Below are 12,968 nucleotides of genomic sequence, written 5' to 3' on the forward strand. Positions count from 1 at the left end.
GGCAGGGGCGCGGCCCCGCTATGATCCCGGACGTGCCCCGCGTTTCCCCCGCCCTGCTCGCCGCCCTGTGCGGTGTCCTGCTGGCCCTGACCCTGCCGCCGCTGCCCACCGGGATTCTCGCGCCGCTGCCCCTGGCCGCGCTGCTGTGGCTGGTGGCGAGCGCGCCGACGGCCCGGGCGGGCGCGGCGCGGATGCTGGCGGGGGTCACGGCCCTGAGCGCCGTTCACCTGTGGTGGCTGGTGCCCTTTCTCGTCGCGTTGTTCGGGCTGCCGCCCCTCGGCGCGCTGGCGGGGCTGCTCTACGTGCTGGAGGGCGGCTTCTTCGCGGTGATGGCCTATCTGGCCTGCCGTGTCACGCCGAGTCCGGCCGGGCGGGTGTGGGCACTGGCCGGGGGCTGGGTATTGCTCGAGTGGCTGCGCACGCTGGGGCCGCTGGCCTTTCCCTGGCCGACGTTGGGGTCGGTGCTGCTCCCCACGCCGCTGATCCAGGTGGCCGACCTGGGCGGGGTGCTGCTGTGCAGCCTGCTGATCACGGGGGCGGCGGCGGCGCTCGTGCAGGCGGCGCGGGGACAGCGTGCGCCGTTGCTGGCCGCCGCGGTGGTCTGGCTCGCCGCGCTGGGCTACGGCCTGACCCGCACCCCCGGCGAGGGGCCAACCCAGCCCATGCTGGTCATGCGTTCGGACTTCGACACCTTCGCACGGGCGGTGGGGAGCCTCCGTCCGGAACAGCAGTTTTCCACGCTCCTTCAGGCGACCACAGCCGCCCGGCAGCCCGGCGAGGTGGTCGTGTGGAGCGAGACGGCGACCTCGGCGTTTCCCGGCCAGCCGCAGATTCCGGCCTTTCCGGGTCCGGGTATCACCGGTTTGGGCACGCCTGCGGTTGGAGATGAGCCTCGGCGGAACGTGGCGGTGAGTGTGGACGCGGCCGGCACCATCCTCAGCCGTAGCGAGAAGGCCCGCCTGGTGCCGTTCGGAGAGTATTTCCCGCTGTATTCGGGACCCCTACGTCCGTTGTATGGCTTGATCGAGCGAACGCTGAATATTGATCTGGCCCCTATTCCACCTGCACAGAGCATCCGCCCGCTCTCTCTTCAGGGCATTCTCTACGGTACATACATCTGTTACGACAGCGTCTTTTCCTGGGTGGCACGCGACCTCGTGCGGCAGGGAGCGCAGGTCCTCGTCAACCCCAGCAACGACGGCTGGTACAACGGCTGGGGCGTGTCGCAGCACTTCTGGATGGGCCGGGTACGCGCCATCGAGACCCGGCGCTGGCTGGTGCGCAGCGTGAACGACGGCGTGGCCGGAGCGGTGGACGACCTGGGCCGGCCGGTGGTGACCGTCGCGGCGGGGGAGGGGGTCCAGACCCTGCACGTGCGGCCCCGCCTGCTGAGTGGCCAGACCCTGTTCGTACGGCTCGGGCACGTGCCGGCCCTGCTGCTCGCGGCCTTGCTGGTCGTCCTGGGCTGGGGGGTGGGGCGGCGGACCAGCCCACCTGTCACCGGAAGTGCTCTACCACGTCGTTGAGGTCGTCCTCCGGCAGTTCGACGTAGCGCCGGGTGGTGTCCACCTGTTCGTGCCCCAGGAACCCGGCCACACGGGTGAAGTCCTTCGTCGCGGCGTAGAGCTGGGTGCCGGCGTACTTGCGTCCGGCGTGGAAGCCCCGGAACTCGTGTTCCATCCCGGCCCGCAGCGCCACCTTCTGGAGCCGCTCGTAGGCGCTGGAGTAGGCCCGGAAGGTCAGCACCGGGGTCTGGGGCAGCGCCGGCACCTGGGCCTGCCAGCCCTCCAGCGCTTCCCGGAGCCGGGCGCTGAGCGGGACCCAGCGGGCCTTGTCGCCCTTGCCGTGGGCCACCAGCAGGCGCCGGCGCCCCAGGTCGAGGTCCGCCCAGGTCAGGGCCAGGGCCTCGGCGATGCGCAGACCACCGTGCGCGAGCAGCAGCAGCAGCACCTGCTCCTGGGCATCGGCCTGGGCGAGCATGGCCCCCACGAAATCCTGACGGTAGGGCGGGTTCTTGACGATGCCCTTGGTCCGGTCCTTGGGTCGCTTTACATCGGCGAAGGGATCGGCGTCGGTCGCGCCCGCCCAGCGTAGCGCCCGGTACAGGGCCGAAGCCGCCGCGACGCGCGCCATGACCGTCGCCGGCTTGAGTCCCGAGGCGCTGAGCGAGGCCACATACACCCCCGGCTCGCGGTGGCCGGGGTGCAGCAGGTTCCAGGCGTGGGCCGAGGCGTGGGCGAGCAGGACCTCGGTTCCCTTGCGGTAGGCGCGCAGGGTGTGGGGGCTGGTGCGCACCCCGGCGCTGGTGTCGGCCGTCAGATAGGCCTGGGTCAGCGCCCAGAGTTCGGCGGCGTTCTTGTCGCGCGCGGCCGTGACGGCCCGGACCCGCAGGGAGGCGTCGCTCAGGCCCGCCCAGCTGCGGGCCTCGCTCAGGCGGTCGCCGATGTACGGGGCCAGGGCCGAGGCGGGCGCATGATCAGACATGCCCGATGATAACAAGCCTTATCAACGGCGTGGTCTGTTTCGCTCAGGTCTCCAGTTCGCCGGCCTTCACCGGCGTCAGCATCCGGAGGGCGCCGGGCAGGATGCGGGCGGTGAACGGCGTGGTTTCCACGTGCAGCTCCCCGTCGTATTGCAGCGGGAACGGCTCGGTCGCGTCCACCTGCACCTCGCGGGCCTCGATGGTTTCGAGGTTGCTGCTGAACAGCGGGTCGCCCAGGTTCAGCTTGGCGCGCACCGAGTCGAGCAGGTTGGGCAGCAGGCGCAGGATGTTCCCGGCCTGCATCAGGATGACGGTGAAGCGGCCGTCGCTGGGGCTGATGTCGCTGGTGATCGGCAGGCGGTAGTTCGCCATGCCCAGGTTGGCGACCATCACGCCGATGCCCTCGAAACTGCGCTCCTGGCCGTCGATCTTGAGGTTGAAGGTGGTCTTCTTGGGGTTGAGCTGCCGCATGGCGCTGATGGCGTAGGCCAGGGCCCCGAAGCGCTCCTTGAGGTCCTCGCTGTCGCGGATCATGGCGGCGTCGGCGCCCGCCCCCGCCAGCATGCAAAAGCCCTTCTTCTCGCCGCGCACCTCGACCTCGCCCATGTCGAGCCGCAGGGCGTGTCCGGCGAGCACCACGCCGACCAGGCCCTCGGGGTCCTTGGGCAGGTCGAGGTTCTGGGCGATCAGGTTGGCGGTGCCGGCCGGGTAGGCCAGCAGGGGCACGTTGCGGTAGCGCGCGGCGTAGGCCAGGCTGCTGACGGTGCCGTCGCCCCCGGCCCCGACGAGGGTGTGGAAACTTTCGAGGTCCTCGACGTAGGACTCCATCGGCATGTCCTTTTCCAGTTCGCGCTCGACGACCTCCAGGCCGGCGGCGCGCAGGCCCTGCACGAAGGCGGGCAGGCCGCTGTCGCCCTGACCGCTTTTCGGGTTGAAGACCACCAGGACCCGGCGCAGGTCGCCTGCGGGCGTGGGCGAGGAGGCGGGCGCGGAATTCTGCACATCGGGGGGGGGAGTTTGACCCTGCATTTGAGCCGACATTACACTGCCGGCACGGAGGCTCAGCCATGCAACGGATCTTTCTCGCTTCTTTACTGTTCGCCGGAGCGCTCGCGTCCTGTGCGCCGAGCACCGGCAGCGTCGCCGGAGTCACGGTCGCGCCCGTGCTCGTCAAGGTGTCGGAGGCGGCGGCGCGCGGCGGCACGCTGACCATCCAGGGCCGGTATCTCGGCGGCCCGGCCACCGGCCGCGTGCTGATGGGCGTCACCGAGGACGGCCAGGGCGGCTACGCGGTGCCGGCGGCGGCCGTGCAGTCCTGGACCGACAGCCAGATCGTGCTGACGATTCCCGACAATGCCCCCGTCGGCGGGTCGTGGCTGTTCGTGGAGGTCGGGGGCAGGCGGTCGGCCAACGGGCTGCCCTACAGCGTCCGGCAGTAGGCCAGTCGGCCCACACGGGCGCCCTTTCCCCTGCGCCTCTTGCCTTATCTGCCCGCCCGCAGCGCGTCCTGAACGCGCCGGGCGGGTAAACTCTTGGGGTTATGGCGATCCAACGCCCCAAGGGCACCCAGGACCTGCTGCCGGAGGGCAGTCCGAAACTCAGTCTCGACACCCAGGCCTCGGCCTTCACCCACATTCAGGACGTGGCCCGGCGGGTGCTGGAGCGCGCGGGCGCGCAGTTCATCGCCACGCCCATCTTCGAGGACGCCGAACTCGTCAAGCGTGGCGTGGGCGGCAGCACCGACATCGTCCGCAAGGAGATGTTCACCGTCACCTACTTCGGGGACCACGGCGGCTTCATCCTGCGCCCCGAGGGCACGGCGGGCATCGTGCGCGCCTACCTCCAGGCCGGGCTCAAGCAGTTGCCCGCGCCCCTGAAGCTCTGGACGCACGGCCCGATGTTCCGCGCCGAGAACGTTCAGAAAGGACGCCTGCGCCAGTTCCATCAGGTGGACTACGAGGTGCTGGGCGCCGAGGGCGCCCTGGTGGACGCCGAGGCCATCGCCCTGATGGTCGGGGTCGTGCGCGAGCTGGGCTTGAAGGGCGTACGGGTCAAGCTCGGCAGCATCGGCGACCCCGAGGACCGCGAAGCCTACAACGCCTACCTGCGCGGGCTGTTCACGCCGCACCTGGAACGGCTCTCGGACGACAGCAAGGACCGCCTGGAGCGCAACCCCATGCGGATCCTGGACTCCAAGAGCGCCCAGGACCAGGACCTCATCCGCGAGCTGGACGTGCGGCCCATGCTCGATTCGCTGGGCGAGGCGGCGGCGGCGCACTTCGCGCAGGTGCGCGCCTACCTTGACGACTGGGGGGTGGCCTACGACGTGGACCCCAGCATCGTGCGCGGGCTGGACTATTACCGCCGCACCGCCTGGGAACTGCACCACGAGGGTGTCGGCGCGAAGTCGGCCCTGGGCGGGGGCGGGCGCTACGACGGGCTGGCCGAACAGCTCGGCGGGCCGATGGTGCCGGGCATCGGCTGGGCCTTCGGCATCGAGCGGCTGCTGATCGCGCTGGCGGCCGAGGGCGTGGCCCTGCCGGCCGGGGACGGCCCACTGCTGTACCTCGCCGCGATGGAAGACGCCCAGGTGGCCTTCGCCGCGAAGGTGGCCCAGGAGGCGCGCGCCGCCGCACGGGTCGAGTTCGCCTACCGCCCGCAGAAACCCGGCAACGCCTTTCGCGACGCCGAGCGCCGCCGCGCCCGCTACGCCGCCGTGATCGGCAGCGACGAGCAGGAACGCGGCGTCCTGAAACTCAAGCACCTCGGCACGGGCGCCCAGCAGGACGTGGCGCTCGCCGATCTCAAGACTTTTCTGGAACAGGAGAACGCATGAAACGCACCGCCCTCATCGGCCAGCTCGCGCCGTACAGCGACCAGACCGTGACCCTGCAAGGCTGGGTCAACCGCCGCCGCGACCTCGGGGGCCTGATCTTCATCGAGCTGCGCGACCGCTCCGGCGTGGTGCAGGTGCAGGTCGAGCCGGACTCGGCCGCCTTCGCCGAGGCCGACCAGCTGCGCGCCGAGTACGTCGCGGAGGTCGAGGGCCGGTTCCAGCTGCGCCCGGAAAGTCAGCGCAAGGGGGGGTTGGGCGACTATGAGGTCATCGCCGCGCGCGTGAAGGTGCTCAACGCGGCCAAAACCCCGGCCTTCGAACTCGACAAGGGCGACCAGGTGGCCGAGGACATCCGCCTGAAATACCGCTACCTCGACCTGCGCCGCCCCGAGATGCAGCGCGCGCTGATGCTGCGAAGCAAGGCGGTCGCGGCCGTGACGGCGTTCCTGGAGGCCGAGGGCTTCGTCCAGGTCGAGACGCCGATGCTCACGCGCAGCACCCCCGAGGGCGCACGCGACTTCCTGGTGCCCAGCCGCCTGAGCGCGGGCGAGTTCTACGCGCTGCCGCAGTCGCCGCAGCTGTTCAAGCAGCTCCTGATGATCGCGGGCTTCGACCGCTACTACCAGCTCGCGCGCTGCTTCCGCGACGAGGACCTGCGCGCCGACCGCCAGCCCGACTTCACGCAGCTCGACATGGAGATGAGCTTCGTCGAGCAGGACGACGTGCTGGAGCTTCAGGAGCGCCTGATGGCCCACGTGTTCCGCGAGGTGCTGGGGGTGGAGCTGCCTCTCCCCTTTCCGCGCCTGAGTTACCAGGACGCCATGGACCGCTACGGCTCGGACAAGCCGGACCTGCGCTTCGGGCTGGAGTTCGCGGAGATGACGGACCTGTTCGCGGGCGGCGGCTTCAAGGCCTTCGCCTCGGCGGCGAGCGTCAAGGCCATCGTCGCCCCCGAGCTGACCCGCAAGCAGATCGACGAACTCGAACGCGTCGCCAAGCAGAACGGCGCGGGCGGGCTGGCGTGGCTGCGCCGCGAGGGCAAGGGCTTCACGGGCGGCATCAGCAAGTTCGTGGGCGACCTGGCCCCCGAGCTGATCGCCCGCACCGGCGTCCCCGAGGGCGGCACGCTGCTCTTCGCGGCGGGCGAGTGGAAAAAGGCCGTCTCGGCGCTCGGGGCCGTGCGCCTCGCGCTGCGTGACCTGTTCGGCCTCGCGGCCGCCGGGCCGGCCTTCCACGTTTCCTGGGTCGTGGACTTTCCGCAACTGGACTACGACGAGGACTCGGCGTCGTGGACCTACATGCACCACCCCTTCACCGCGCCGCACCCGGACGACGTGGCGCTGTTCGGCACCGCGCGCCAGGGCGAGATCCGCGCGCAGGCCTACGACCTCGTGCTCAACGGCTTCGAGGTCGGCGGCGGCAGCGTCCGGATCCACGACCCCGAGGTGCAGGCAAAGATGTTCGCGGCCATCGGCATGAGCGACGCGGACGCCCGCGAAAAGTTCGGGTTCTTCCTCGACGCGCTGGCCTCGGGCACGCCCCCGCACGGCGGCATCGCCTGGGGTTTCGACCGCCTGATCATGGTGATGGCCGGGGCCGCGAGCATCCGTGAGGTCATCGCATTCCCCAAGAACAACCGGGGTGCGGACCTCATGGCGGGGGCGCCCTCGGTTGTGGACGCGCCGCAACTCGCGGAGGTCGGGGTGGCGGTGTTGGCTGGAGAATAAGGATATGGGGGCATTCAGCTCCCATATTTGTCAGAACACTAAGTGAATCTATTCACGAGCAAACTAGATCGTGAATTTTTGATTTCCTCTGAATTTGGGTCTTCTGCGCCTTCTGACTAAACTGCGGGACGTGAGTGAAGCGTCTCTGCCCCTGCGCGCCGTGCTGTTCGACCGCGACGATACGATTGCCTGGACCGACCCGTCGGTATACCGCGAGGCGGCGCTGTGGGCAGCAGGCCACTTCGGTCTCGACCCCAGGGCCGTAGGGCGGGCCCTGCAGGCCCAGTGGGAGGAACGGGCCTTCGGGTGGTGGCACCTGCGCAGCGAGGAGGACGAGGCGCAGTTCTGGACCGAGTACGGCCTGGAACTGGTAGAGCGGCTGGGCCTTCCCCCTTCGGCCGCGCCGGACCTGATGGCGGCCTTTCCCTACGAGCGGTACATGAAGCCGGTCGAGGGCGCGCGCGACGTGCTGGGCGAACTGCGCAACCGGGGCCTGAAGATCGGGGTTCTGAGCAATACCCTGCCGAGCATCGGGCGGACGCTGAGCGCGGTCGGCCTGGACGATCTCGTGGACGTGGCGCTGGCGACCTGCACGCTGGGGGTCCACAAACCCGAGGCCCAGGCCTTCCTGCTGGCCGCAGACGCCCTGGGGATCAGGCCGGACGAGGTGCTGTTCATCGACGACAAGGCCGAGAACATCGCGGGCGCGCGGGCGGTCGGCATGCGCGCCGAGCTGATCGACCTGCGCGGGCAGACGCCGGGCGCGCTGCACGACCTGCGCGCGGTGCTGCCCCTGGCGGCCCGGTGAACGCCCGGCCCTGGCCCATCCTCGACGGGCATCTGGACCTCGCCTACAACGCCGGGCTGGGCCGCGACCTGACCCTGCCCCTGGACGGATTGCGGGCAGCCGACCCGGTAGAGGGACAGACCGCCACGGTCAGTTTTCCCGAGCTGCGGGCGGCGGGGGTGCGCGCCGCCTTCGCCACCCTGTTCGCCCTGCCGGCCGGGGCCGGCGAGCTGAGCGGCGAGGGCTACCGCGACCACGCGGGGGCGCGGCGGCAGGCGCTCGAGCAGCTCGACCAGTACCGCCGCTGGGAGGACGCGGGCCATGTGCGGCTCCTGACGGACGCGGCGGCCCTGCGGGAGGTCCTCGCCGCGCCCGAAGGCGCTGGGCCGCTGGGCCTGGTCCTGCTGATGGAAGGAGCCGATCCGGTACGCGACGCGGACGACCTGCCCTTCTGGGTCGGGGCCGGGGTGCGGGTGATCGGACCGGCGTGGGGAGCCACGCGCTACGCCGGGGGCACCGACGCGCCGGGACCGCTGACCGGCGCCGGGCGCGACCTTGTCGCGGCGATGCGCGACCTGGGCATGACGCTCGACCTCTCGCACCTCGACGACGCGGCCTTCGAGGGGGTCATGGAAGCGCCTCCCCGACTGATCGCCACGCACGCCAACAGCCGCGCGCTGGTGCCGGGCAACCGCCACCTCACCGACGAGATGGCCCGCGCGGTGGCGGCCTCGGGCGGGGTCATCGGACTGGTGCTGCTCAGCCGTTTCCTGCGCGCCGGGGTGGGCGACACGGTGCGCGTGCCGCCGGAGGCCGTGCTGGAGCACGCGCGGCACTACGCCCGGCTCGTCGGCTGGGAGCACGTCGGCCTGGGCAGCGACCTCGACGGGGGCTTCGGGGCCGAGAAGACGCCGCTGGGGATCGGGCGCTACGCCGACGTGCCGGGACTGCTGGACCACCTGCCCGCCGAGGCCCGTGCGGGGGTGGCGGGCGGAAACTGGGCACGCTGGCTGCTGGGGGCGCTGGGCTGACCTCCAGGGCCGGAGCTGACCGGGCGGGGGGCGACTTCCGGAGAACTGTTCTAGAGTGGGCGCCGTGAACAACAGTTTCGATACGCGTCAGCACGCGGCCGATCCGGCGCGGCGGCTGGCCGAGGAGGCGTTGCGGGACCGGGTGGAGGGCGGAGACTGGACCTTCGTCGCCCCGCAGCCGGTGTGGGCGGGGTCGGCCCGCCTGAGCCTGCGGGCCCGGCCCGACATGGACAGCGCGCAGGTGACCGAGGCGCTGCCCGGCGAGGCGCTGGAGCGCCTGTGGACCGGGACCGGCGTGGGCGGACAGGACTGGGTGCGGGTCCGCACCCGCCGCGACGGCTATCTGGGCTGGGTGCCGGAGGGCACGCTGCTAGACCGCGCGCCGCAGGGCGAGGCGCTGGAGGTCACGGCGTTGCGGGCGCACGCCTTCGCGGGGCCGAAGGTGAGCCGGCCGGTCGTGGGCGAGCTGTGCCTGGGCGCGCGGGTGTGGCGCGCGGCTGGCGAGGTCGTGACCGAGGAACACAGGCGCTGGGTCCCGGTACGGCTGGCCGGGGGCGAGGCGGCCTGGGTGCAGGAGGTGGCCTTCGCGCCGCTGGCGGTCACGGACCCGGCCGACTTCGCGCTGTGGCTGCTGGAGACGCCCTACGTGTGGGGCGGGCGCAGCGCCTGGGGGCTGGACTGCTCGGGGCTGAGCGGGCTGGCCTACGCGGCCTGCGGCCGGGACCTGCCACGCGACGCCGACCAGCAGCAGGCGGCCCTCGCGGCGGTGGAGGCGCCGGAACGCGGCGACCTCGTGTTCTTTCCGGGGCACGTGGGGATCATGCTCGACGGGCGGCGGCTGGTCCATGCCAACGCCACGCACATGCGCGTGACGGTCGAGACGCTGGGCGAGGGCGGGTACGGCGAGCGCCTGCGGGCGAGTTGCGCGGGCTTCGGGCGGTGGACGGCGTGAGCGGGGCCGTGACCTGGGAGACGCGCGAGCTGCACACCGCGCAGCCCTTCGGCATCGCGCGCTGGACACACAGCGTCTACCCACGCACCTTCGTCACGCTGGACGCGGGGGGCGTGCGCGGCCAGGGCGAGTCGGCCCCGAACGCCTTCTACGGCGAGACGGGCGCCACCGTGCAGGCGGTGCTGCCGCTGCTCGCGGGCGCGCTGGAGGACCCCTGGGACTGGGACGGCCTGCGCGCGCGGCTGGACGCCCGGATGCCGCAGGGCCACCCGAGCGTGAAATGCGCGCTGGAGATGGCGGCGCTGGACTGGTGCGCCCGGAGCGCCGGGCTGCCGGTTTGGCGGCTGCTGGGGCTCTCGCCCGGCGCGCTGCCCGAGAGCAGCTACACGGTGTCCATCGCCGCGCTGCCCGAGATGCGCCGGCAGGCCCGCGAGGCCGCCGCGCGCGGACACGGCGTCCTGAAGGTGAAGCTGGGCACGGCGCAGGACGAGCAGATCGTCGCGGCGCTGCGCGAGGAGGCGCCGGAGGCCGCGCTGCGGGTGGACGCCAACGCCGCGTGGAGCCGCCCGCAGGCCCGCCGGATGCTGGGCGTGCTGGAGGCGGCCGGCGTAGAGTTCGTCGAGCAGCCGCTCGCGGCCGGGGACCTGGAGGGGCACGCGGCGCTGCGCGGCGTCTCGGCGGTGCCCATCGTGGCCGACGAGAGCCTGCACCACGTCTCGGACATCGTGGCGCTGGCGGGGGCCTTCGACGGGGTGAACCTCAAGCTCGCCAAGCTGGGGGGGCCACTGCGGGCGCTGGAGGCCCTGCGGCTGGCGCGGGCGCACGGCCTGGGCGTGATGATGGGCTGCATGATCGAGAGTTCGCTGGGGATCGCCGCCGCCGCGCACCTCGCGGGGCTGTGCGACTGGGCCGACCTCGACGGGGCGCTGCTGCTCGCGGACGACCCGTACCGGGGGCTGGAGTGGACCGCCGGGCACCTCGCGCGGCCCCAGGGCGCGGGCTGGGGGGTCGAAGCGGGATGATCCGGGTGGCGGTCCTGGGCTGCGGCAACCGGGGGGCCGACGTGTACGCGCGCCACCTCGCGGCGCAGGGGGCCGCCGTGACCCACCTCGCCGAGCCCAGGGCCGCGCGGCTGGCCGAGGTCGCGGCGCGGCATGGCGTCCCGGCCGGGGCCTGCTTCGCGGACACGGACGCCTTCTTCGCGCTCGGGCGGGTGGCCGACGCGGTGGTGATCGCCACGCCGGACGGCGACCACATGGAGCCGTGCCTGCGCGCCCTGGCGCTGGGCTACGACGTGCTGCTCGAAAAGCCGCTGTGCCCCGACGAGCGTGACCTGGAGCGGCTGCTCGCGGCGCAGGCGGCCTCGACCGGGCGGGTGACGGTCTGCCACGTGCTGCGGGCCACGCCGTTTTTCCGGGCGGTACGCGGGGTGCTGGACAGCGGGCGGCTGGGGCGGCTGGTGGGCATCGTGCAGGCCGAGAACGTCGCCTTCTGGCACTACGCGCACTCCTACGTACGGGGCAACTGGGCGCAGTCGCCGCCCGCCGCGCCGTTCATCCTCGCCAAGAGCAGCCACGACCTCGACCTGCTGCGCTGGTTCGCGGGCTCTCCCCCACTGCGGGTGAGCAGCGAAGGCGGCCTGCACCACTTCCGGCCCGGGGAGGCCCCGGCGGGGGCGGCGGCGCGCTGCGTGGCCTGCGCGGTCCCGGCGTGCCCCTACGACGCGCGGCGCATCTACGGCGGGCGCGACCCGCAGGCGTGGCCGGTGACGGTGCTCACGGCGGGCGGAACCTCGCTGGAAGACGCCCTCTCCTCGGGCCCCTACGGGCGCTGCGTGTACCACGCGGGCAACGACGTGCCCGACCACCAGACGGTGACGGTGGCCTTCGCGGGCGGGGTCACGGCGCAGCTCACGGTGAGCGCTTTCACGCACAACAACACGCGCACCCTCAAACTGTGCGGCACCCACGGCGAGCTGCGCGCCCACATGGAGCGCGGCGAACTGGAGCTGCACGACTTCCGCAGCGGCGAGGTCACGCGCCTGGAGGTGGACGCGTCCGGCAACCACGGTGGCGGCGACGAGGCCCTGGTGGCGGCGTGGCTGCGCTTCCTGCGGCGCGAAGGAGACGTACCCACCCCGCTGGCCGAGTCGCTCGACTCGCACCGCATCGCCTTTGCGGCCGAGCGGGCGCGGCGCTCGGGCACGGTGCAGGTGCTGGACTAGGCGGCGCCCGGGCAGGACGCCGGCCTCGGTTCCCCTTTCGCCTCAGAGATCGGCCGGGCAGGCCCCCAGGCCATACAGTCCGGGACCGACATGCGCGCCGATCACCCCGCCGATGAGCTGGGCACGGCCGCCCACCACGCGCAGGCGACTGCGCAGGGCGGCGGCGCGCAGTTCCAGCAGCGCCGCCGGATCGGCCCCGGCGTGGGCCACCGTGAGGTGCAGGGGCGCGGAGCCGTAGCGGTCTTCGAGACTCAGCAGCATCTCCGCGAGGGCCTGGTCGGTGCGCACGCGGCGCAGGGGCCGCAGCCGGCCCTCTCCGAAACCCAGGACCGGGCGCAGGTCGAGCATATTGCCCACGAACCGCTGCACGCGGCCCAGGCGGCCGCCCCGCCGCAGGTAATCCAGGGTCGGCACCGTGAACTGGGTCAGGCCGTGCGTGCGGGCCCGGGCGACGGCAGCCTCGGCGGCGTCCAGGTCCGCCCCGGCGTCCAGGGCGGCGCGGGCGCGCAGGGCCGCCTCCGCGAGGGCGACCGAGGCCACGCCGCTGTCCACCACCCGCACGCGCTCCCCGAAGCCCGCCGCCGCCTCGCGGGCCTGGCCGACCGTCTGCGAGAGCGCGCCGCTGAGATGCACGCTCAGAATGGCGTCGCAGCCCCGGAGCAGCCGGGCGTAGCGCGCGGCGAAGGCCTCCGGGCCGGGCGGCGCGGTCGTGACCCGGCCACCGGCGCGCTGGTGGGCATAGACCGGAGCAGGGTCGTCGGGCGACAGCGCTCCCCCACCCACGAGCGAGAGCCGCAGCGGCACGATCACCAGGCCCAGCCGACGCGCCGCCGACGTGCTGAGGTCACAGGTGGAGTCGGTCACGACGGCGACGCGCATGGATGGCCCATGGTGCGGCGCGCGGGCGTGTGGCGCGTGAGGACCGCGCC

12 protein-coding genes are annotated in these 12,968 nt (G+C 72.6%); 9 read left to right on the plus strand and 3 right to left on the minus strand.

The window, feature by feature from the left end; translation table 11 throughout:
- The first annotated feature begins 32 nt into the window (after nucleotides 1-32).
- Nucleotides 33-1,526, plus strand: a complete 1,494-nt coding sequence (gene lnt / locus DGO_RS08025; protein WP_043803514.1) for an apolipoprotein N-acyltransferase — start codon at nucleotides 33-35, stop codon at nucleotides 1,524-1,526.
- On the opposite strand, the gene DGO_RS08030 is transcribed toward lnt, so the two are convergent.
- Both DGO_RS08030 and DGO_RS08035 read right to left on the minus strand, forming a co-directional pair.
- Nucleotides 1,498-2,484 (minus strand): tyrosine-type recombinase/integrase, encoded by a 987-nt coding sequence (locus DGO_RS08030; protein WP_050920732.1) that lies wholly within the window; start codon nucleotides 2,482-2,484, stop codon nucleotides 1,498-1,500. The genes lnt and DGO_RS08030 overlap by 29 nt on opposite strands.
- Before the next feature lie 43 nt (nucleotides 2,485-2,527).
- Nucleotides 2,528-3,523: a diacylglycerol/lipid kinase family protein gene (locus DGO_RS08035; RefSeq protein ID WP_014684994.1), complete on the minus strand. Its 996-nt coding sequence runs from the start codon at nucleotides 3,521-3,523 to the stop codon at nucleotides 2,528-2,530.
- Between the two features lie 26 nt (nucleotides 3,524-3,549).
- On the opposite strand from DGO_RS08035, the gene DGO_RS08040 reads away from it, so the two are divergent.
- From DGO_RS08040 to DGO_RS08075, 8 genes are all read left to right on the plus strand, one after another.
- Nucleotides 3,550-3,921, plus strand: coding sequence for an IPT/TIG domain-containing protein (locus DGO_RS08040; RefSeq protein ID WP_014684995.1), 372 nt, complete (start codon nucleotides 3,550-3,552; stop codon nucleotides 3,919-3,921).
- Nucleotides 3,922-4,022: 101 nt separating this feature from the next.
- Nucleotides 4,023-5,318 carry a histidine--tRNA ligase gene (gene hisS, locus DGO_RS08045; RefSeq protein ID WP_014684996.1) on the plus strand — a complete coding sequence of 432 codons (1,296 nt, stop codon included), beginning with the start codon at nucleotides 4,023-4,025 and terminating at the stop codon, nucleotides 5,316-5,318.
- A complete protein-coding gene (gene aspS, locus DGO_RS08050; protein ID WP_014684997.1) occupies nucleotides 5,315-7,045 on the plus strand; it encodes an aspartate--tRNA ligase in 1,731 nt (576 codons plus the stop codon). Before hisS ends, aspS begins: the two co-directional genes overlap by 4 nt.
- A 130-nt stretch (nucleotides 7,046-7,175) precedes the next feature.
- Nucleotides 7,176-7,853, plus strand: coding sequence for an HAD family hydrolase (locus DGO_RS08055; protein WP_226991321.1), 678 nt, complete (start codon nucleotides 7,176-7,178; stop codon nucleotides 7,851-7,853).
- Nucleotides 7,850-8,863, plus strand: a complete 1,014-nt coding sequence (locus tag DGO_RS08060; protein WP_145975276.1) for a dipeptidase — start codon at nucleotides 7,850-7,852, stop codon at nucleotides 8,861-8,863. Before DGO_RS08055 ends, DGO_RS08060 begins: the two co-directional genes overlap by 4 nt.
- 64 nt (nucleotides 8,864-8,927) lie before the next feature.
- Nucleotides 8,928-9,815: a C40 family peptidase gene (locus tag DGO_RS08065; protein WP_043803526.1), complete on the plus strand. Its 888-nt coding sequence runs from the start codon at nucleotides 8,928-8,930 to the stop codon at nucleotides 9,813-9,815.
- A complete protein-coding gene (locus DGO_RS08070) occupies nucleotides 9,803-10,837 on the plus strand; it encodes a dipeptide epimerase (RefSeq protein ID WP_014685001.1) in 1,035 nt (344 codons plus the stop codon). The genes DGO_RS08065 and DGO_RS08070 overlap by 13 nt, the downstream gene beginning before the upstream one ends.
- On the plus strand, nucleotides 10,834-12,039 hold the full coding sequence (locus tag DGO_RS08075) for a Gfo/Idh/MocA family protein (RefSeq protein WP_043801635.1): 1,206 nt from the start codon (nucleotides 10,834-10,836) through the stop codon (nucleotides 12,037-12,039). The genes DGO_RS08070 and DGO_RS08075 overlap by 4 nt, the downstream gene beginning before the upstream one ends.
- A gap of 42 nt (nucleotides 12,040-12,081) precedes the next feature.
- Here DGO_RS08075 and DGO_RS08080 read toward each other — a convergent pair whose 3' ends face one another.
- A complete protein-coding gene (locus DGO_RS08080; RefSeq protein WP_043801637.1) occupies nucleotides 12,082-12,918 on the minus strand; it encodes a DegV family protein in 837 nt (278 codons plus the stop codon).
- Nucleotides 12,919-12,968 lie beyond the last annotated feature (50 nt).

The organism is Deinococcus gobiensis I-0 (assembly GCF_000252445.1).
GTDB classification, from domain to species: domain Bacteria; phylum Deinococcota; class Deinococci; order Deinococcales; family Deinococcaceae; genus Deinococcus; species Deinococcus gobiensis.